Genomic DNA, 21,411 nt, shown 5'->3' with positions numbered 1-21,411 from the left:
TCACACCGGGTGCAGCAGCTGCACCATCAGTGATTCACACACCAACGCCGGTGGGACGTTTCCCTCCAACTGGGCCCGCGCGGCCGTGATGGCGTCGATCCGCTTCATCGTGGTGAAGGCGTCATCCGCGCGCGCTGTCTGCTCCAGGGCGGTGCGCAGATCGACGTTGATGAGGTCCGAGCCCACGCCCAACTGCAGCATGAGCACATCGCGGTAGTAGCCGAGGAAGTCCACGAAGTAGCGGTCGAGTTCGTCCCGGACGGAGCGGGAGGCACGCTGGGTCTGCACTTTGGCGAGATCGGACATGGCACGAGAGGCAAGTGTGCGAACGCGGCCGGCGGACAGCCCCTCGGCGCCCTGGCCGTAGGCGGCCATCAGGTCGGCGTTCTCCTCGTCGTCGCGCTCCTTGGTCCGCGCTTTCGCGTCGTCCTCGGCCACTTTGCGCAGGTCGTGGGCCATGGAGTAGGCGTCGCTGATGCTGGTCATCATGCGCGGGGCCTTGAGCACCATGGCCCGCCGCAGCCGGGTGTGCTCGTCTCCGGCCAAGGCGCGGGCCCGACCGATGTGGCCTTGGGATGCGTGAGCCGCGAAGGAAGCCACTGGCCTGTCCACCCCTTCTCTTTCGAGGAGTTCGGCCACTGCGGCAGCAGCGGGGACCCGGAGGGCGACGTTGCGGGTCCGCGACCTGATCGTCGCCAGGAGGTCCTCGGCGCTGGGTGCACACAGGATCCACACGGTGCGCGGGGCGGGTTCCTCGATGGCCTTGAGCAAGGTGTTGGCCGCGGCCTCGGTCATGCGGTCGGCGTCTTCGATGATGATGACGCGCCATGGGGCTGTGACGGGGGTGCCCGCTGCCTGCAAGACCAACGCCTTGGTGGCCTCCTTGCCGTGAGACAGGGTCGTCGATCGCACCACCGTGACATCCGGATGGCTGTGGTGCAGCACAGTCCGGCACGCCTCGCACTGCCCGCATCCCTCGTCTGGGCACGCCAGCGCCGCCGCGAGCGCCACGGCGGCGTTGGACCGGCCGGATCCGGGCGGTCCTGTGATGAGCCAGGCGTGGGTCATGCCGAACGTCGACCCGCGCCCGTGGGCGGACGCAGCCGCACCGCGGAACTGGGCCACCGCATCGGGCTGGCCGACGATGTCGTCCCAGACTGTCATCCGCGTCCTCCCGCCATGATGCATCGGTCCACTGCAGCACGAACCAGGGTTGCGACCTCATCGGGCGGTGGAAAGGCGGAGATCACCGTGTAGCGGTGCGGCGCTGCTGCGGCGAAGTCCAGAAACGCCTGCCGCACGTCGTCGTGGAACCCGAGCGGTTCGGATTCCAGTCGGTTGGCGTCCTGAGCGCGCGCCAGACCGACTCTCGGGTCGATGTCGAGCACGACGGTGAGGTCGGGCACGGTGTGGTCGGTGGCCCACAGACTGAGGTCCCGAATGCGGTCGGCACCCAGGCCGCGGGCGACACCTTGGTAGGCGACCGACGAGTCGAGGTACCGGTCGGTGAGAACGATGTGGCCACGCTCGAGGGCAGGACGCACGGTGTGGGTGATGTGGTCGGCTCGTGCGGCCGCGAAGAGCAGGGCTTCGCAGCGGGCGTCAAGGTCGGCGGAGCCATCGGCCAGGATGAGCGAGCGGATCTGCTCGGCGCGCGGGGAACCTCCGGGTTCGCGGGTGACGGTGACGGTCCGCCCCGTGGCGCGAAGGGACGTCGCCAGCCGCTCGACCTGGGTGGACTTGCCGCTGCCTTCGCCGCCCTCGAAGGCGATGAACCGTGCTGCTGCCACGAGCGAAGCCTATGCCGCACCTCCGACACCTCGGTGTCCACCGTCAGATGCTGAAGTCCTGCGTCTCGAAATCCTCACCGCGCCAGACCCCGTGCTCGGGAACGTGCGGTCCTTTCCCCACCCGGCCGGTGTCGCGTTCGAGCCGCTCGACGCGGGTGAGCAGGGAGATGACCGCTGCGCCCATGGCGTCGGGGACGTCGTTCTCACGATCGACCATGACGGGGGGTTCGAGGGGAGTACGGCGGGTGACGACCTGGCCGGGAACGCCCACCACTGCCGTGCCGGCAGGGACATCGTGCAGCACGACGGAGTTCGCTCCGATCCGCGCGTTGGATCCGACGGTGATGTTGCCGAGCACCTTCGCACCCGCCCCGACCACAACGTTGTCCTCCAGGGTCGGATGCCGCTTCTCCTTCTTCAGGCTGGTGCCTCCCAGGGTGGATCCCTGATAGATGGTGCAGCAGTCCCCCACGATCGTGGTCTCCCCGATCACGACGCCCATCCCGTGGTCGATGAACACCCGGCGACCGATCTGGGCGCCGGGATGGATCTCTATGCCCGTGAAGAACCGCGTGATCTGCGAGAACCAGCGGGCCAGCGTTCGCATCCTGCGGCGCCACAACCAGTGGTTGATCCGATGGCTCCACAGGGCGTGCAACCCCGGGTAGGAGAGGAAGACCTCGAGTCTCGTGCGGGCGGCAGGATCCCGCTCCAAGACGGTGCGGATGTCCTCGCCGACGTGGGTCATCAGTCCATCAGGTCGGCGAACAGCGGTGTGCTCAGGTAACGCTCACCGAACGAGGGGATGATCACGACGATCGTCTTGTCCGCCATCTCCGGACGAGCGGCCACTTGACCCGCGGCCCACACGGCCGCCCCCGACGAGATACCGATGAGCAGACCTTCGGTGCGAGCGACGTCGCGCGCGACCTCCATGGACTTGTCATTGGGCGCTTGGATGACTTCGTCGTAGACCTGCGTATCGAGGATGTCGGGCACGAATCCGGCCCCGATCCCCATCAACGGGTGTGGCCCCTTCTGGCCACCGGAAAGCACCGGCGACGCCTCGGGCTCCACGGCGACGATCTGCACGTCGGGATTGCGCTCCTTCAGGATCTGACCCACGCCCGTGATGGTCCCGCCGGTTCCCACTCCGGAGACCAGGCAGGCGATCTGGCCATCCGTGTCGGTCCAGATCTCCTCGGCGGTGGTGGCCCGGTGCACCGCCGGGTTGGCCGGGTTCGAGAACTGCTGCGGCATGACCCAACCCGGGTTCGCGGCCAGCAACTCCTCGGCTTTGGCGATGGCACCGCCCATTCCCTCCGGACCGGGCGTGAGAATCAGTTCGGCACCGTAGGCGCGCAGCAGTGCGCGCCGCTCCTTGCTCATGGTCTCGGGCATCGTGATGACGAGTTTGTAGCCGCGGGCCGCGCACACCATGGCCAACGCGATCCCGGTGTTGCCGGATGTCGGCTCCACGACGGTCCCACCGGGTTTGAGCGCCCCGGACTGCTCCGCGGCATCGATCATGGCGACCCCGATGCGGTCCTTGACCGAATGCGCCGGGTTGAAGAACTCGAGTTTGGCGAGCACGTTGGCGCCGGTGGCCTCGGAGAGCCCGCGCAGGCGGACCAACGGGGTACCCCCGATGAGTTGGGTGATGTCGTCGGCGATTCTCATGACACTCCTGATCCGGCCGGGTCCCCGGCTGCGGTCGATGCGGCGGTCTTCTTCACGGTGGCTTTCTTGGTGGCTGACTTGGCGGTGGTCGACTTGGTGGTGGACGACTTGGCGGTGGTCTTCTTGGTGGTGGTCTTCTTGGTGGTGGTCGACTTCTTCGTCGACTTTCGTGTGGTCGCCTTCTTGCGCGTCGACTTCTTCTTGGCCGGGCCCTTCGCGCGCCGTTCCACCAGCAGGTCCGACGCCCGCTCCAAAGTGATCTCTTCGGCGTTGTCACCCTTCGGGATCGTCGCGTTGTATTCCCCGTCGGTGACGTATGGTCCGAAGCGGCCGTCCTTGACGACGACGGGCTTGCCTGAAACCGGGTCGATGCCGAGTTCTTTCAGCGCCGCGGGAGTGCGCTGGCCGCGGCGCCGCGGGGGCTCGGCGAGCAGGGCGAGCGCTTGTTCCAAGGTCACGGTGAAGAGTTGCGGTTCGTCGGCAAGCGAGCGGCTTTCGGAGCCCTTCTTGATGTAGGGACCGTAGCGGCCGTTCAGCGCGAGGATCGGTTCGTTGTCCGCCGGGTCGACTCCCACTTCGCGGGGCAGGGACAGTAGCCGCAGGGCATCGTCGAGAGTGACACTCTGCGGATCCATGTCCTTGAAGAGCGACGAGGTCCTCGGCTTGAGCTTGGGTGGGGCATCTTCTTCGAGGACCTCTGTGACGTAGGGGCCGAAGCGGCCGTTCTTGACCACGATCGTGCGCCCTGAGTCGGGGTCTTCGCCGAGTTCGCGGTCGCCGCGTGGCGCCGCATACAACTCCTCGACCTTGGCGGCAGTCACTTCGTCCGGAGCCAAGTCCTCGGGGAAGTTGATGCGGTCGTCCTCGCCACGCTGCAGGTAGGGCCCGTACTTGCCCACTCGGACAACGGCATCGCTACCCGGGATCTCGAAGGTCGAGATGGCACGGGCATCGATGTCCCCACCCTTGTCGATCAGGGGTCGCAGGCCTGCGAAACCGATGCCCGCGTCGCCGCGGTAGAAGCGGTCGAGCGCATGCAGTCGGGAGTCGTCTCCGGCGGCGATGGCGTCCAGCATCTCCTCCATACGCGCTGTGAAGGAGTAGTCGATCAGAGGGGCGAAGTGGTTCTCCAGAAGTCGCACGACGGTCATGCCCAGGAACGACGGCACCAGCGCGGTTCCGCGCTTGCGGACGTACTCCCGTTCGATGATGGTGTTGACGATGCTGGCGAACGTGGAGGGACGGCCGATGCCCTGGTCCTCCAGAGCCTTGATCAGCGTGGCCTCGGTGTAGCGGGCGGGCGGGTTGGTGCTGTGCGGTTCGGCCGCGAGTTCTGTCGCCGTCACCGACTCGCCCTGCTTGAGCGCCGGGAGTCGTGTGCCCTCCTTGGACTCCCCAGAGTCGTTGACATCGGCGTAAGCCGCGAGGAATCCCGGGAACACCACGACAGTGCCCGACGCAGTGAACTCGGCGACCTTCCCGTCAGTCGCGGTGGCCGTCAATCGCAGCGTCGTCGTGGCGACCTTGGCGTCGACCATCTGGGAAGCGAGGGTGCGTTTCCAGATCAACTCGTACAACGCGAACTCGTCGCGGTTGAGGGTGCCGGATACCTCGCCCGGGGTCCGGAAGTGATCGCCCGAGGGTCTGATCGCCTCATGCGCCTCCTGCGCATTCTTGACTTTGCGGTCGTAGCGACGCGGCACGTCGGGCACGTGATCGGCGCCGTACAAGGATCGGGCCTGGTCGCGGGCGGCGGTGATCGCCTGCTCCGACAGTGTGGTGGAGTCCGTGCGCATATAGGTGATGTAGCCGCCCTCGTACAGCCGCTGGGCGACATCCATGACGCGCTTGGCGGTCCAGCGCAGCCGGCGCCCCCCTTCCTGCTGCAGGCTGGAGGTCATGAACGGGGCGGCAGGGCGCCGAGTGCTGGGGCGCTGCTCCACGGCGGCGACCTCGAATGGCCGACCCGTGAGGGCCTCGGTCAACGAGGTGGCAGCGGGCTCATCGAGCAGCAACACATCAGCTGATGTGAGTTGCCCACGGTCGTCGAAGTCCTTCCCGGTGGCGATACGGCGCCCATCGACCTTGGCGAGCCGAGCGGAGAAGGCACCGGGCGCGAACACGCCGCGGATGTCGCAGTACGACGCCGACCGGAACGCGATGCGTTCCCGCTCGCGATCGACCACCAACCGCAGAGCCACGGACTGCACGCGGCCGGCGGACAAACCCGAGGCCACCCGGCGCCACAGCACCGGGGACACCTCGTAGCCGTACAGCCGGTCGACGATGCGGCGGGTCTCCTGCGCATCCACGAGATCGGTGTTCAGCTCACGCGTGGTCTGCGCGGCTTGTTGGATCGCGTCCTTGGTGATCTCGTGGAACACCATGCGGCGATACGGGACCTTGGGCTGCAGGACCTGCACCAGATGCCAGGCGATGGCCTCACCCTCGCGGTCCTCGTCAGTGGCGAGCAGCAGTTCGTCGGCATCAGCGAGCGCCTGCTTCAACTCCCGGACGAGCGGCTTCTTGTTGGTGGACACCACGTACATGGGAGCGAAGTCGTGCTCGACATCGACACCGGTCTTGGCCCAGGCCGTTCCGCGGTACTTGTCGGGCACGTCCCCGGCGTTGTTGGGTAGGTCGCGAATGTGCCCGACGGAGGAACGAACTTCATACCCTCGACCGAGGTAGCCCTGAATGATCCGCGCCTTGGCAGGCGACTCGACGATCACGAGGCGGCGGGGCGTGGACACAGGTTTCCTTCCGGAGGGGCGACCGGCACCGACCGTGCTCGGGTGCCGACAGTGAGTGTGAGGCTACCGGGGCGGTTTCTGTCAAGTCACACCCGGCGGCGCGGAGTGTGAGCCAGCCGACGCAACGGTCCCTCGCACTCCCACCGAAACAGCTGACTGAGCCCACCCCAGCACGGACATGCAACGGCCCCCCCACCCTGAGAAGGGCAGAGGGGCCGTTGCGCGGGACCTATGCGGACGCCGGCGCGTCCTCTTCCTTCAGATCCTGGTCTCCGACCGCGATCGGTCGGGACTTGCTGACAACCACCGCACCGACCACGATGACCACCGCGACCAGCGCGATACCCCACCGCAGAGCGGTCTGTTCGTTCAGCCACACGGCCACGACGGCGGGCGCGATCAGCAGCGCGACCAGGTTCATGACCTTGATCAGCGGGTTGATGGCCGGGCCGGCGGTGTCCTTGAACGGGTCTCCCACGGTGTCACCGATGACGGTCGCCTCATGGGCTTCGGAGCCCTTGCCGCCGAAGTTGCCGTCCTCGACGAACTTCTTGGCGTTGTCCCAGGCACCACCGGAGTTGGCCAGGAACACCGCCATCAGTGTGCCGGTGGCAATGGTGCCGGCCAGGTAGGCACCGAGTGCACCGACACCGAGACCGAAGCCGACCGCGATGGGAGTCAACACCGCCAACAGGCCGGGGGTGATCAGCTCACGCAGTGAGTCGCGGGTCACGATGTCGACGACCTTGGCGTACTCGGGCTTGCTGGTGCCCGCCATGATGCCGGGGTCGCTGCGGAACTGGCGACGCACCTCGAAGATGACCGCACCTGCCGCGCGGGACACGGCGTTGATGGCCAGGCCGGAGAACAGGAACACCACAGCGGCGCCGATGAGCAGACCGACGAGGTTGCTCGGAGTGGCGACGTTCAGGACGCCCAGGTACTGCACGGCATTCGTGGATCCGACCTGCTGAACCAATTGATCGCCGTTGGCGACGATCTGCCCGGTCGCCTGAGTAATCGCATCCCGGAAGGACCCGAACAGCGCCGTAGCGGCGAGCACGGCAGTCGCGATCGCGATGCCCTTGGTGATGGCCTTCGTGGAGTTGCCGACCGCATCGAGGCTGGTGAGGATCTTGGCTCCCTCGCCCTCGACATCGCCGGACATTTCGGCGATGCCCTGGGCGTTGTCCGACACCGGTCCGAAGGTGTCCATGGACACGATCACACCGACCGTGGTCAACAGTCCGGTACCGGCGAGGGCGACGGCGAACAGCGACAGGATGACCGAGCCTCCACCGGCCAGCGCAGCGATGTACACGGCTGCGCCGATGAGCAGCGCCGAGTACACCGCCGATTCCAGCCCGACGGAGATACCGGAGAGGATCACGGTCGCCGGACCGGTGAGCGAGGTCTTCGCGACGTCGTCGACGGGGCGACGGTTCGTCTCGGTGAAGTAGGCGGTCAACTGCTGGATGACAGCGGCCAGGACGATACCGACGAGCACAGCCCAAATGGCCAGCACACGCGGGTTGAAGCTGTCGACGGCGATGCCCTCGAACGCCCCGAGGTCGATGCCCTTCAGCTTGATCATCTGGTCCGGGAGGAACACGAATGCCGCGATGACCACCAGGACCGCGGAGATGATCGCGGAGACGAAGAAGCCACGGTTGATTGCCTGCATGCCGGAGCGGTCGCTGGGCCGCGGGGAGACGACGAAAATGCCGATCACGGCAGTGATGACGCCGATGGCGGGAACCACGAGCGGGAACACCAGGCCGAGATCACCGAAAGCGGCCTTGCCGAGGATCAGCGCGGCGACGAGCGTGACGGCGTATGACTCGAAGAGGTCGGCAGCCATACCGGCGCAGTCGCCGACGTTGTCGCCGACGTTGTCCGCGATGGTTGCGGCGTTGCGCGGGTCGTCCTCGGGGATGCCCTGCTCGACCTTGCCGACGAGGTCCGCGCCGACGTCAGCCGCCTTGGTGAAGATACCGCCACCGACACGCATGAACATGGCGAGCAGCGCCGCCCCGAAGCCGAAGCCCTCGAGGACCTTGGGCGCCTCACCTTTGTAGACGAGAACCACGAGTGCGGCCCCGAACAGGCCCAGTCCGACGGTGAACATGCCCGCGACACCACCGGTGCGGAAGGCGATCTTCATCGCGCCTTGTTCGTTCTCTTCACGGGCGGCTGCCGCGACCCGGACGTTTCCGCGGACGGCGAGCCACATACCCATGTAGCCGGTGATGGCGGAAAACACTGCTCCGACCAGGAAGAAGATGGAGCGCCCGATTCGCTCAGACGTGGTCTCCGCGGGCAAGAGCCACAGCAAGAAGAACACGATGACGGCGAAGATGCCGAGGGTTCGGAACTGGCGGCTCAGGAACGCGGCGGCTCCTTCCTGCACAGCGCCCGCGATCTCCTGCATCTTGGGGGTACCGGCATCGGCGGCCAGGACTTGACGGACGAGAACGGCTGCCACCGCGAGCGCCAGCAGGGCGATGACCGCCACCACACTCACGATGATCAGGTTCGTGCCGGTCAGATCGACGGCAAGACTCTCCACTGGTTCTTCTCCTTGATCAGCACGTCGGCAAGGTCCCGACGTCGACGCCGGCGGTCCCCCCACCCCCGGCCTCGGGCCGGGCAGGATCCACCGATCGGACAGAGTTTACGCGACGCTTACCTGTACTTCCGACGGCGCACCGCGTCGTGGCCTGGGTCACACGGTCACATCTAGTGATCCGCGCCGAGAAGTGATCCGCACCGAGAAGTGATCCGCGCCGAGAAGTGATCCGCGCCGAGAAGTATGGATACGCGCCCAGAGGTGCTGGTGCACTCCCAGCAGCTGAAGGGCCGCGCAGTCATGGAGAAACCGAACGACCGGTGGATCCGGGGTACCTGGGTTCAGGCCGGCGCAGCCATCGCTCCGGCCAGACTGCCGGGCAGTGCGTTCACCGTGGCAGGGCAGCGGGCCACGCGAGAACAATGGTGCGCCCGCCCTCGGGCCGGGGCTCCACACGGCTGTCCGACGCGAGCGAGCGCATGACCGACAGCGCAAGTTCCTCGTCGTCGGCCGACTCGTCTCCGGGAACATCGGCACTGTCGGTGACCGCGACCTCGAAGTCGTCGGGACCGTCGGTCATGACCACCGTGACCGTCGCCGACTCCGGGGATCGATCGGCCATCGATCGCAGCACCGCCCGCGCCACTGCTTCTGCGACAGCCAGACGCACGTCATCGAGCGACTCCGGGTCCACACCGGCCCGGCGCGCCGCGGCTCCCGCCACGAGGCGCGCCGCCCGGGCCTGCTCCGGAACGGCCGGGACGGTCAGGACTGCGGCGGCCATCAGTTCCCGTCCACCGACTCGGACAGCTGCATGACCTCGTCCAGACCGGTGATGGTGAACACCTTGGTGATGCGTTCCTCGGTCGCGACGACCCGCAGCCCGCCGCCTGCCTCGCGCGCCCATTTCAGCGCTTTGACCATGACGCCGAGCCCGGTGCTGTCCAGGAAGTCGATCGCCGAGAGATCCACGACCAGGTTCGCGGCTCCGCCGTCGATGAGTTGCTGCAGCTCACCCTCGAGCTGCGGCGCGGTGGAGACGTCGAGTTCACCGGTCACCGCGACCACGGTTCCGTTGCCATCGCTCATGGGGGTGGTGCTGATCTCCACAGGTACCTCCGTCGGGGTGCGCTCCGGGAGCACACGTTCCTCGCACGATAGCCACATGATCGGCTTTCGCGCATCAAGCGGGATCAGCCGGCAATCGCCCTCGACCGATGGCCCACAGCCTGAAGCGGGCTTCTTCACCACTGGTGGAGGTTCTCCATTGGCGGCACGCTGATTGACCACCGGCGCGCCATTGCGGAGACTGGACCCCATGCAACTTCGCGTCGTTCCGGTCTTCGGCACGTTGGTCGTCACTCTTCTTGCCTCACTGAGCATCCCCCCCGCACTGGGCATCGCCCCCGCACTGGGCATCGCCCCCGCCAGCGCCACCACTCCGGCCACCAACGGCCAAAAGGCGCGCATCAAGGGCAGTGCCCTACGCGTGACCGTCACTGGTGTGCCGAGCGGCGCTCGCGCGGCCGTCGTCGTCAAGGCCAAGCGCTACAAGAAGCGCGTGACGAAGACCACCACGCTGCGCCAACTGAAGCCGGGACGTTACAAGGTCACCGCGGGCACCATCCAGCATCGCGGAACCGCCTACAAACCTCGCCGGTCGACGCAGGTGGCTCGAGTCAGTCGTTCCAAGGGTGCTGCGCTCAAGGTCGTGTATCGCAGCACTGCTCCTGCCCCGACGCCCAGTCCCACACCCAGCCCCACATCAAGCCCCACGCCAAGCCCCACGCCAAGCCCCACGCCAGAGCCCACCACGAGCCCCACGCCGGATCCGACTCCCAATCCGACGGCGACGCCAGTCACGGGTCTCACCGTGAGTCAACGCAAGCTCACGGAACTGACGATCACCTGGAGTGCCCCTTCTGCGAGCAGTGTCGTCGTGCGTCGGGCCGAGGGAGCGACGGCTCCTGACTCGCCGACCGCTGGGACGGGGGTCACATCCACGGGCTCCACTGCCACCGACACCGGCCTTCGGCCGGGCTCCACCTATAGCTACGCCACGTTTGCCGTGGACAGTGCTGGTCGCGTGTCGTCCGCGACCACCGTGACCGGGACGACCACGGCAGTGAGCCAGATCAGTGCGGGCTGGAAGCACACGTGTGCCGTCATCGATGACGGCACGATTCAATGTTGGGGGGACAACACCGAGGGGCAGTTGGGCAACGGCAGTTTCGGAGGGACTCCGGGAACGGTCACGGTGAGCGGCATCACGACCGCCACTGCGGTGACGGCCGGCGCCCAACACACGTGTGCCTTGCTCAGCGATGGCGCAGCGCGCTGCTGGGGAACGGGAGCTGACGGCGCTCTCGGATACAACAGCGCCACCGCTTCGGCGGTGCCGGTTCCCGTGGCCCTGGGCGACGGGAAGGCCTTCACCATCTCCGCGGGGAACGGTTTCACGTGCGCCAGCATGTTCGGAGGGACAGCCCGGTGCTGGGGGCTCGGTAGTGCGGGGCAGATGGGCAACGGCATCACCGTCTCGACCAACCTGACGCCGACCCCTGTCTCGGACATCACGACCGCCTCGGCGATCTCAGCGGGCGAGGGTGGCACCGCGTGTGTTCGTTTGGGCGGAGGCCTGGCCGGACAGGTGAGATGTTGGGGATATAACGGCGACAGCCAGGTCGGCGACCCCAGGCCCCCTGCAGCCGAGAACATCCTGACCCCCTTCACGGTTGACGCTGTTGCCCTGCCGGACGCGGCCGGGGTGTCCATGGGTCGGGTCCATGCCTGCGCCAACACCGACGGTGGCACCGTGAAGTGCTGGGGTGGCAATGATGCCGGTCAACTCGGGAACGGAGCTCCAGGGCCGGATTCGGCAATACCGGTCGACACCGGTCTCAGTGGCGTGACGAACGTGTCTGCGGGGGCGGACAGTTCTTGCGCTCGGCTATCCGATGCGACAGTGCGCTGCTGGGGATTCAATGGCAAAGGCCAAGTGGGCGACGGCTCACTTGCTGATCGAGCGACACCGACCCCGGTGAGTACGCTCGCTGATGCCACGGACGTCAGCGTCGGGCATTGGTTCGCCTGCGCCACCCGAGACCGCGCCCTGCCCGTGTGTTGGGGCTTCAACGACAAGGGCCAACTCGGCGATGGCGGGACCACCGATGCCACCACACCCGTCGTCGTATCGACGCTCCAGTGACGCGGGGAGCCGCCGAGAGCGCGAATCGATCGGCGTTGCCCGGCCAGTGCCGGCCCCGCGCGACCCCAACGCTCTGACCCCAGCCGTGGACAACGACAGGCATCGACCGGTGCTCGACTGTGCGAGATCTGGAGTAGCGCACCTGGGAGTATCGCCGGGCACCGGTGACCTGGTTACCGGCACCCTGGCGGCCCTGTCGGGCCCACCCTCAGCTGTGATCGCCCTTCCTGAGCGTCCCGGCTGCACCGCCGATTGGCCGCAGTGGACGGATCCACGCCTGCGTTCTGCTCTGTCCAACGCCGGAATCGACGAACTCTGGGACCACCAGGTCACGGCGGCGGATGCGGCCTGGCAGGGGCGCCACGTCGTGCTCGCCACGGGCACCGCCTCGGGCAAGTCGCTGGCCTACTGGCTGCCAAGCCTGTCCGCCATCCTCTGTGGCACCAGCACCGCCTTGTATTGCACGCCCACCAAAGCCCTGGCCAACGACCAACTCGCCCGGGTGAACGATCTGGGTCTGCCCGAGATCGAACCGGCCTGCTACGACGGCGACACCGACCGGGACATCCGCCCGCTGATCCGCCGGAGAAGCCGATTCATCCTCACCAACCCCGACATGCTGCATCGCAGCGTCCTGCCCGGACACCCCAAGTGGCGGCACTTCCTTTCTCGCCTGCGCTTCGTGGTACTGGATGAGGGTCATATGTACCGCGGCATCTTCGGGGCCAACGTGGCGGCAGTGCTCACCCGCTTGCGCAGGATCTGTCACGAACTCGGCAGCGACCCGGTCTTCATCCTGTGCTCCGCCACGTTGGGCAACCCGGAACAGGCCGCGGCCCAACTGTTGGGCTTGCCGACTGACGACATCGTTGCCATCACCGCTGACACCTCTTCCCGCGGCGCCCGGACCGTGATCCTCCATGACGGCACCCCTCGAAGCGACGGCCGAAACCCCGACGATGAAGCCCGGGCGCGGGATAGTGACGACCCGGTCGCGTTCGATGACGATCAGCCGGACTCCGGGCGCAGCGCGTTCGCCGAAACCGCGGCAGTTCTGTCTCACTGGGTCGCCGCAGGCGCCCAATCCGTGGGATTCGTGCGCTCCCGCGCCGGTGTCGAGGCCATGGCGGCCGGCATCCGGTCGCGAACCGCCGCCGGCGACCGCGTCAGCGCCTACCGCGGCGGACTGCTGCCCGAAGAGCGCCGGGCCATCGAGTCCGGCCTGCGCTCCGGGGCGATCAGCTGCGTCGCGGCCACCAACGCCCTCGAACTGGGCGTCGACATCACGGGACTGGACGCCGTCGCCATGTGCGGGTGGCCGGGAACCCGCCTGTCCTTCCTGCAGCAACTGGGCCGCGCAGGTCGTACGGGGGCACACGCCGTAGCGGTACTCACCGCCCAGCAGGACCCTCTGGACCGCTACTACGTCTCGCATCCTGAGCGCATCTTCGACGGGTCGTTGGAGAGCACGGTCCTCGACCGGGACAACCCATACGTGCTGCTCGGCCACATCGGGTGCGCCGTGGCCGAGCAACCGATGACGACCGCCCAGGCAGTCGCTGCCTTCGGGCCCGTCGCCGAGCCCGTCCTGCGGACCCTCGCCGATCATGCCCTCATCCGGCTGCGCGGGGAGCGGTGGTACTGGGTGGCGCGGGAGTCCGCTTCGAGTCGGACAGATCTACGCGGCAGTGCTGAGCAGATCAGCATCGTCGAATCGGACACCGGTCGGGTGATGGGCAGCGTCGACGGCTCCTCGGCGACATCGCAGTTGCACCCCGGCGCTGTGTACCTCCATCTAGGGGTCTCACATGTGGTCGAGTCACTGGACCTGGACACCGGCGTCGCTGTCGTTCGCCGGGCGAAGCTCGGCTACTCGACGGTGGCGCGATCCATCAGCGATCTCGACATTCTCGACGAACACGAGTCCCGGCCCTTAGGTGCCGGTTCTCTGCATGTGGGCGAGGTCCAGGTGACCAGCCAGGTCGTCGGATACCTCAAACGGGAGGTCGGGTCGGGTCGGGTGCTGGGCAATGAACCTCTGACGATGCCGCCGGCGCACCTGCGCACAACGGCGGTCTGGTGGCAGATCGATGACACTCAGATCGATCGCCTGATCCCCCGCGACCACGTCCCCGGTGCGGCGCATGCCGCCGAGCATGCGGCCATCGGCGTCCTGCCGGCGTTGGCAACCTGCGACAGGTGGGACATCGGAGGCTTGTCGACTCCTCACCACCGCGACACCGGCGCGACCACGGTGTTCGTGTATGACGGCCATCCCGGAGGAGCGGGATTCGCACGGCGTGGGTACGACGCTGCCGAGGAGTGGCTGGCCGCGACCTTGTCCGTGGTGGCCAGCTGCGAGTGCTCGGCGGGTTGCCCGTCGTGTGTGCAGTCCCCCAAGTGCGGCAATGGCAACAACCCGCTGGACAAGTCCGGAGGGGTCACACTGCTGCAGGCGCTCGTGGCCGGGACCGTTGCTGCAGGTGGCGCCGGTCGGGCCTAAACTCACCCGGTGACTCTCGACATCACCGCGACGGTTTGGGTCGTCACCCTCGCGGTCATCATCGGCCTGTTCGCCCTGGACCTCGGGCTTGCGGTGCGCAATCCGCATGCGGTCGGTTTCAAGGAAGCCGGGTTGTGGTCCATCTTCTACATCAGCGTCGCCGTGATCTTCGGCGCTGTCTTCTCCTGGTGGGCGGGCGGTGAGTACGGGGCCCAGTACTTCGCGGGCTACATCGTCGAGAAGACGCTGTCAGTCGACAACTTGTTCGTCTTCGTCATCATCATGGCGGCCTTCGCCGTGCCGGAGGTCCACCAGCAGAAGTTGCTGATCATCGGGATCGCGATCGCCTTGGTACTGAGGGCCATCTTCATCGCCGTCGGCGCTGCTCTGCTCGCCTACTTCTCCTTCATGTTCCTACTGTTCGGGCTGCTCCTGATCTGGACCGGGATCGCGCTGTACCGGCATCGAGACGAGGACCCAGACGTCGGCGACAACCTCCTGGTGGTGGGTGCTCGGAAGGTGCTGCCCACCACCGATGTCTACGACAACGGCAACATGTTCACCAGGGTCGACGGCAAGCGGGTCGCCACGCCGATGTTCATCGCCCTCATCGCGATCGGCACGACCGACCTGCTTTTCGCACTGGATTCCATCCCCGCCGTGTTCGGGGTCACCAGTGAGCCCTACATCGTCTTCGTCGCCAACGCGTTCGCGCTCCTGGGCTTGCGAGCGTTGTTCTTCCTGGTCAAGGGCTTGCTCGACCGACTGGTGTACCTGTCTGTCGGCCTGGCGCTGATCCTGGTCTTCATCGGCCTGAAACTCGTCCTCCACTGGGCGCATGGCATCTGGCCGGCCGTCCCCGAGGTGCCCACGTTCGCCTCGCTGGCGTTCATCGTGGTGATCTTGGCCGTCACGACGATCGCCAGCATCATCGCCGTCCGCAAGGACCCCTCTCGCGTGGCCCATGCCGGTTCGGTGCGGGGCCACAAGGAACACGGTGACTCAGCCACAGACGGATGAGCGGCGCCGGGGCCCGTGACCCATCGATCCACCGCCCACCGCCTACGAGGCGAAGTCGAGAACACGAATCCTGACGAAATGGCCGACGAGCACGCCTGACAAGCCATCCCGCCGTCAGCCATCGCGCCATCACGGAACAATGACGACTTCAGCTCGGCTGCGGGCGACGGCGTACTCACCCGGCATCAGCCGCGCGAGCACGGGCGGCAGAGGAATCGACACCGCCACCGTCGCGCTGGCCCCCGCGAGTTGACAGTCGGTCAGCCGGGCGTCGTTGCCGCGCGCAACCTCGCCGCCGACATAACAGGGATCCGGGTCGGCGAGGATCCGACCGGCCACTGCAAGGGCGGTCACGTCCGCCGCGCTCTGAGCTCTCGTGTGGGTCACCGCCCCCGCCACCAACGCGCCCGCCACGGCAGTGGCGGCGGCCACAAGGCCGGCACCAGCGATGACCAACAGTCCCGCAGAGCCACGCTCCGATCCGATCGCGCTCATCGAGGCCTTCCCAAATCCGACCCCGGACCCGAACCCGGACCCGAACCCGAACCCGGAACCGGAACCGGACCGGACCCGGAGCCGAGTCCGCGGTGGCCGAGTATCGGGTGAACGGATTCGACTCCTCGGCTGTGGTGACGACAGTGGAGGAGACACTCTGGCGCAGATGGGACAGCAAGGGCCCCGGGCCACGCAGCGTCCGCTCAGCACGGACCCGGATGACCGAGCCAGAGGCAGACACCACGATCTCGGCGTCAGGCGCCACTTGATGACCCGCGGCAACCGCCTGTCGCTCAGGCACTCCCCGGGCGACTTCACGCGCGGTGGCCCGAGCAGCGTCCGTGACCAGCGCTTGCGCTTGCCCGGCCGCCACCAGCCAAGCGCCGGCGACAGCGAAGATCAAAACGAGCGGAATTGCGAGTGCGATTTCGAGAGTGACCATTCCCGACTCATGACTGGCAGAGCCCGGGGGCGTGCAACGCGCCGCGGCACGCCCCCGGTCCATCATCAGCTGAACAGGAAGCTGAATGCCCACTCGATGACCCGCTTCAGCAGTTCCATGGCCCAGTCCGAGGTGAGAATCTGCACCAGGACGCCACCGAGACCGGCGACGGCCACGGTGCCCACGGCATATTCCGCCGTCGAGAGGCCATCCTCCTCCTCAACCGCACGTGCCAAGAGATTCGACATGGTTGTTTCCCCTTTCCGCCCGTAGGCGCTGTGTTGTGGTGCGCCCACTGTCGATCGAGGTCACGCGATTCACCGGGGGCGATCGGCACTGGGGACGGGCGGCGGGAAGACGGTCCTGGGGATACCGGTCAGAACGACAACTCCGACACCAGGGAAGCGACGATGGGAACCACACCGAGCAGGACGAACGCCGGCAGGAAACACGCTGCCAGTGGGATCACCGCCCGGACAGCTGCCGCGCGCGCGGCGCCTTGAGCGGCGCTGTAGTAGTCCCGGCGGGCATCAGCCGCCACCCGATCCAAGATCGGCGCCACAGGAGAGCCCGTATCGGCATTGCGAGCCATCACCGAGGACAGTTCAGCCAGAGCCGGCTCGTCGCGAACTGTGCGCCATGCCTGAGCGGCCGTGGCCCCGAAGGCGCGGTGGCGGGCCACGCGTGACAGGAGTTCCCCCAACTGACCGGGTACGGCGTCAGCTACCAAGGCGACCGCATCCGTGTCGGTCAATCCAGCCCGCAGGACCGCTGCCAGCAGATCGATCGCGTCAGGCAGGGATCGCGCCAGCGCGAGAGCCCGCCGTTCCTCATCCCGAGAGAATTCGGTGGGCATGTACCGGTGGGCGAGGTAACCCCCGATCGCGGCGACCACCAAGGACCACGGCATCGGCACAATACCCAAGCTGCCCAGGACCACCGCCACGGCGGCGATGATGTTGAGCGGAGGCAGGCGTGTGTCCCGTTTCCCGCTGTCCCCGCAGATCGGTTGTCGGGCGTTGGCCACAGCGGGGACGGGGACCAATACGACGGCCAACGCGACCAGTGCCCAACTCACGCGGTCCTCGTCGCACTCAGAGGCGCGATCCTCGTCGCACTCATAGGTCGGACTCCACCCTCTTGACCAACGCGTGCAGCCACCAGAACCCGGCCACGTTCAGAGCGATCCCCGCGAGCAGACACACAGTGCCAGTGAGACTTGTGATGAACCAGCGCAACGGATCAGCACCCAGCATCATCGCGAATCCCACTCCGATGGCGGGAAGCAGGCTCATGAGTCGGGCGGTGGCGCGCGGCCCGGCGAGTTCCACGGCCAGGGCCCTGCGCACCTCGACCGTGCGGCGATACCCGTCGGCGAGATTCTCGAGCACTTCGGCCAATCCCGATCCCGTTTGTTGCGAGATCGACCATGCGGCCGCAATCGATGACAAGACCGGTGCTCCGGCGGCGTCCTCGCGCAGAGCTGCCGGAACGTCGCCACCAAGTGCGGCTGCCCGGGCAGCGCGGGGCGCGACACCGTGGCGGCGCGTGCAGACCTGGATCGCACGCAACGCATCGCTCCCCCCGCGCAGCTCCCCCGCCAGCGCGAGCGTCCAGGCGACCGCATCGTCGGGATCCGTCACTGCCCGCAGGCTGTGCCCAAACCGGAAGCCCGCGGAGTCTGACGTGCGAGTCGGAAGGGGGATCAGCATGACCGCACCGAGGAGCAGTAGCCACGTCATGAGGCCCGCAGTCGCTGGACCAGTGGATGAAGTGGTCGATGAAGGCGGGGTCGGGATCTCGTGAATGTCACCAGCGGTTCGACGACGACGACGCCGGTGGATGTGAGCACGGGACACCCCATCTGCACGATGCGACGCCGTCCGGCGGGATCCCGCGCGACGTGAAGTACAGCCTCGAGTCCGGCAGCGAGTTGGCTGTGAACCGCGGGCCGATCCAGGCCCGCCGCCAGAGCCAGGGCCTCGATCCGGGCCGGCAGGCTCGCCGGATCGTTCGCATGGATCGTGCCGCAGGACCCCTCATGGCCCGTGTTCATGGCATTCAACAAGGCAGCGACCTCACGCCCGCGCACCTCTCCCACCACGATGCGGTCGGGACGCATCCGCATGGCTTGACGCATCAGATCGGTCAAGGAAACCTCGCCGCGGCCCTCGGCATTGGCCACCCGTGTCTCGAGCCGGACGAAGTGCGGGTGACCCAGTTCGATTTCGGCTGATTCCTCCACGACGACGATGCGTTCATCGCGCGGCACCTCTTCGAGCAGGGCCCGCAAGACGGTGGTCTTGCCTGATCCTGTGGCGCCGGTGACCAGGAACCCGACCCGGGCGGCGATCAATGCACGCAACCACCACGCCCCCGCCTCGGTGACCGACTCCGCATCGATCAGGTGCGTCAGGCTGAACCGGCGCTCAGCGGGAATCCGCAGGCTGATCAGAGTGCCGGGCGATGCCAGCGGCGGTAGTGCCGCATGCAGGCGGACACCGTCGGGAAGTCGCGCATCGACGAAAGGGGAGGCATCGTCCAAGCGCCGCCCGGCTTGCGCGGCGAGACGCTGAGCGAGGGATCGGACCGCGGCCTCATCGCTGAAACGAACACCCGCCGAACGCAGCCCGCCGCCCGTGTCGATCCACACCTGATCTGGTCCATTGACCAGCACGTCGGTGACACCAGGCATACCCAGAAGTGGTTGCAGCACCCCGGCACCGACGAGTTCCGCCTGCAATCCGGCGACGAGCCGCCCGAGGACGTCCGGCTCCGCGACGACACCGAGCGCCTCCAGTCCCCGCCTGACCCCGGACTCGGTCGGCGCGGCTTCGTTGTCGACCAACCAGGTCCGCAGGGGAATGAGGTATTCCCTACTCATGGAAGGACCGCTCCGCTGACTGGTGGGAGCGCCGGCCGTCGTCACTCGCCGTCGACTGCTGCACACACATCCGATCCACCTCTCACGATCGCGAATCTCCGGTGACTACTGCCTCAGCGAGGGACTGACACGTGGCGGCGTAGGCCCCCCGTTGCACCGCTGACGCCAGGTCGCCGAAGTCGGTCGCTGCCCGGACGGCAGTGCAGCGAGGTAGCTCTATCGCGGGGTGGTGTGGGATGGCATCCGTGACAGCGCTGACGTGGACCGGGCCCTTGACGCGCCGAATCGCCAGGACCGCATCGGCTCGCACGGCGGCGCGATCGATCAACTTTCGAGCGGCCGCGACCCCGGCGATGTCGTGGGGAACCACGAGGACGTCGACGCAACTGGCTGCGGGAGCCAACTGCGGAAGGTGGAAGCGGGGCACATCGCAGACCGCGTAGTCAGCCGCCCGCAGGAGTGATTCCGTCACCGCCGGCCACGCCCCCACTGGGTCGTGGCCCGGGTCTCGGCCATGCGAGACGACGGGAAGGCCATCGACGCGAGGTAGTCGTCCCAAGATCGATCGCGGTGGGACGAGGCCGCGCACGTCGGTGAGCTCGTCCCACCGCAGCCCCGCGGCCTTCTCAAGACCCAGGGCGAGATCGAGTCCACCACCGTGACTGTCCCCATCGACCAGGACGACTCGGGCGCCTGCGGACAACGCCCAAGCGAGCCCGACGGCCAAGGTGGTGGCGCCGACGCCACCGCGAGCGCCGACAACCCTGACCATGGTTCCCGATCGGCTCGCCGGGCGCCGACTGAGGCGCCGCCCCAGAATCTCAGCACCACCGGGGAGCATCACGACCTGTTCGACTCCGGCGCGAGAGGCGCGCTGCCACAGATCCGGATCATGACCCCCCGCGACGACGACGGTCGGCACGGACAGGGCCGGCGGCACATCATCGGTGACCAACAACGACGTACCGGGAAGGACCGTCGAAGTGGGGGCGATTCCACTGCCCGCCACCACCGCGGACACTGCCTGGGCAAGGTCCGGATCGCCTACCACGACGGCGACGTCATTCATCGAGCCTCCTCCGCGTCCTCGCGTCCCCCGCATCCCTCGGTCAGCGTGGTCCACTGCCGCCTCGATGTGTGCGACAGCGGTACGACTGTGGACGCAGCCGCTCGACACGAAGTTGTGGACGGTCGCCACAGGCGGCCCGGTAGGTCCACATGACGCCGGGACATGCCGATTCCACCGCTCAAGGGGAATGTGCGACCCCACAGGTTCCACCCAAATCATGTGCAGCGGCCAATGGACAAGCAGCCACTCAGGATCAGTGGGGCGATTCACCTCGCGCGATGCCTTTGCGGGCCTCCCGACGGGCGACGGCGCTGAGATTCGGGTGGTTGTCGACCCACAGTTCGACAGAGTCCACATCGAAGCGACACGTGTCGCGCAAGGCCCACCCGATGGCCTTGGCGACGAAGAACCGCGAATCCGCGATATGCGGCTCACATAGCGCCAGCAGCAGCGGCACATCAGTGGCCAGGCGCAGTCCCCGCTGATGCTGGATCGACGCGCGGATGAGCCACTGATCCGGCGTGGCATTCCACCGCCACATGACCGCGAGCAACTCCGGGTGGTCGCGCACCATGGGAGTGATGACCGCAGTGCCCAGCAGGTCGACGGTGTCCCACCACGGTCGGGACAGCAGCAGCCGGCGCACATCGGTATCCAGCCGTTCCGGACTCAGCAACCGGACGTATCGTCCCAGCAGTTCGCCACCCGCGTACGAGAACTCGCGTTCCGGCTGGTCCCACAACTGTTGTGCGGCTGCGACCACTTCCTCCTCGCTGGGGGGTCCCACCTCCGCGAAGACACGCCGCTGCGCCCTGCGGCGAACGGGCGCGGGAATCCCCAGAAACGGGGCGACGTCCTTCATGTAGGCCCGCATGGGTTCGGCCCGGCGGGGATCTGGAACGAATGCTGCGCGCAACCCTTCGACCACTTCGTGTGACCACACGCCTCAGATGCTGGCAGATCGCACCTCACCCCGGAACACCCCGGAGAACCCCGGA

At 67.2% G+C, this 21,411-nt stretch carries 17 protein-coding genes and 1 pseudogene; 3 read left to right on the top strand and 15 right to left on the bottom strand.

Annotated elements, in window-relative coordinates; translation table 11 throughout:
* From V9E98_13540 to V9E98_13505, 8 genes and pseudogenes are all read right to left on the bottom strand, one after another.
* Nucleotides 1-1,164, bottom strand: coding sequence for a DNA polymerase III subunit delta' (locus V9E98_13540; GenBank protein ID MEI2717986.1), 1,164 nt, complete (start codon nucleotides 1,162-1,164; stop codon nucleotides 1-3).
* The gene (tmk, locus tag V9E98_13535; GenBank protein ID MEI2717985.1) at nucleotides 1,161-1,790 is read right to left on the bottom strand and encodes a dTMP kinase; all 630 of its coding nucleotides are present in this window, start codon (nucleotides 1,788-1,790) and stop codon (nucleotides 1,161-1,163) included. The genes V9E98_13540 and tmk overlap by 4 nt, the downstream gene beginning before the upstream one ends.
* A gap of 247 nt (nucleotides 1,791-2,037) precedes the next feature.
* Nucleotides 2,038-2,541 (bottom strand): annotated as a pseudogene (gene cysE / locus V9E98_13530) (serine O-acetyltransferase).
* On the bottom strand, nucleotides 2,538-3,470 hold the full coding sequence (cysK, locus tag V9E98_13525) for a cysteine synthase A (GenBank protein ID MEI2717984.1): 933 nt from the start codon (nucleotides 3,468-3,470) through the stop codon (nucleotides 2,538-2,540). Before cysK ends, cysE begins: the two are co-directional and overlap by 4 nt.
* Complete coding sequence (gene topA / locus V9E98_13520; GenBank protein MEI2717983.1) at nucleotides 3,467-6,223, bottom strand: type I DNA topoisomerase; 2,757 nt, start codon at nucleotides 6,221-6,223, stop codon at nucleotides 3,467-3,469. The genes cysK and topA overlap by 4 nt, the downstream gene beginning before the upstream one ends.
* Before the next feature lie 229 nt (nucleotides 6,224-6,452).
* Entirely contained in the window at nucleotides 6,453-8,792 is a 2,340-nt protein-coding gene (locus V9E98_13515) for a sodium-translocating pyrophosphatase (GenBank protein MEI2717982.1), read from the bottom strand.
* A gap of 388 nt (nucleotides 8,793-9,180) precedes the next feature.
* The gene (locus V9E98_13510; protein ID MEI2717981.1) at nucleotides 9,181-9,576 is read right to left on the bottom strand and encodes an ATP-binding protein; all 396 of its coding nucleotides are present in this window, start codon (nucleotides 9,574-9,576) and stop codon (nucleotides 9,181-9,183) included.
* Entirely contained in the window at nucleotides 9,576-9,902 is a 327-nt protein-coding gene (locus tag V9E98_13505; protein ID MEI2717980.1) for an STAS domain-containing protein, read from the bottom strand. Before V9E98_13505 ends, V9E98_13510 begins: the two co-directional genes overlap by 1 nt.
* A 208-nt stretch (nucleotides 9,903-10,110) precedes the next feature.
* On the opposite strand from V9E98_13505, the gene V9E98_13500 reads away from it, so the two are divergent.
* From V9E98_13500 to V9E98_13490, 3 genes are all read left to right on the top strand, one after another.
* A complete protein-coding gene (locus V9E98_13500; GenBank protein ID MEI2717979.1) occupies nucleotides 10,111-12,000 on the top strand; it encodes a hypothetical protein in 1,890 nt (629 codons plus the stop codon).
* A 214-nt stretch (nucleotides 12,001-12,214) separates the two neighbouring features.
* The gene (locus V9E98_13495) at nucleotides 12,215-14,503 is read left to right on the top strand and encodes a DEAD/DEAH box helicase (protein ID MEI2717978.1); all 2,289 of its coding nucleotides are present in this window, start codon (nucleotides 12,215-12,217) and stop codon (nucleotides 14,501-14,503) included.
* A 9-nt stretch (nucleotides 14,504-14,512) separates the two neighbouring features.
* Nucleotides 14,513-15,523 (top strand): TerC/Alx family metal homeostasis membrane protein, encoded by a 1,011-nt coding sequence (locus tag V9E98_13490; protein MEI2717977.1) that lies wholly within the window; start codon nucleotides 14,513-14,515, stop codon nucleotides 15,521-15,523.
* A gap of 129 nt (nucleotides 15,524-15,652) precedes the next feature.
* On the opposite strand, the gene V9E98_13485 is transcribed toward V9E98_13490, so the two are convergent.
* The 7 genes from V9E98_13485 to V9E98_13455 form a co-directional block, all read right to left on the bottom strand.
* Nucleotides 15,653-16,018, bottom strand: coding sequence for an Rv3654c family TadE-like protein (locus V9E98_13485; GenBank protein MEI2717976.1), 366 nt, complete (start codon nucleotides 16,016-16,018; stop codon nucleotides 15,653-15,655).
* A 507-nt stretch (nucleotides 16,019-16,525) separates the two neighbouring features.
* On the bottom strand, nucleotides 16,526-16,708 hold the full coding sequence (locus V9E98_13480) for a DUF4244 domain-containing protein (protein ID MEI2717975.1): 183 nt from the start codon (nucleotides 16,706-16,708) through the stop codon (nucleotides 16,526-16,528).
* 128 nt (nucleotides 16,709-16,836) lie between these two features.
* Entirely contained in the window at nucleotides 16,837-17,538 is a 702-nt protein-coding gene (locus tag V9E98_13475) for a type II secretion system F family protein (GenBank protein ID MEI2717974.1), read from the bottom strand.
* 40 nt (nucleotides 17,539-17,578) lie between these two features.
* Entirely contained in the window at nucleotides 17,579-18,103 is a 525-nt protein-coding gene (locus V9E98_13470; protein ID MEI2717973.1) for a type II secretion system F family protein, read from the bottom strand.
* Nucleotides 18,104-18,198: 95 nt separating this feature from the next.
* Complete coding sequence (locus V9E98_13465) at nucleotides 18,199-19,344, bottom strand: TadA family conjugal transfer-associated ATPase (protein ID MEI2717972.1); 1,146 nt, start codon at nucleotides 19,342-19,344, stop codon at nucleotides 18,199-18,201.
* Between the two features lie 82 nt (nucleotides 19,345-19,426).
* Complete coding sequence (ssd, locus tag V9E98_13460; protein ID MEI2717971.1) at nucleotides 19,427-20,413, bottom strand: septum site-determining protein Ssd; 987 nt, start codon at nucleotides 20,411-20,413, stop codon at nucleotides 19,427-19,429.
* 253 nt (nucleotides 20,414-20,666) lie between these two features.
* On the bottom strand, nucleotides 20,667-21,356 hold the full coding sequence (locus V9E98_13455) for a DNA alkylation repair protein (GenBank protein MEI2717970.1): 690 nt from the start codon (nucleotides 21,354-21,356) through the stop codon (nucleotides 20,667-20,669).
* Nucleotides 21,357-21,411 lie beyond the last annotated feature (55 nt).

The sequence above is a fragment of the Candidatus Nanopelagicales bacterium genome, from assembly GCA_037045355.1.
In the GTDB taxonomy this organism is placed as follows: Bacteria; Actinomycetota; Actinomycetes; order S36-B12.
Note: the sequence above shows the minus strand (reverse complement) of the source record. Positions and strands in the feature narration are given on the sequence as shown.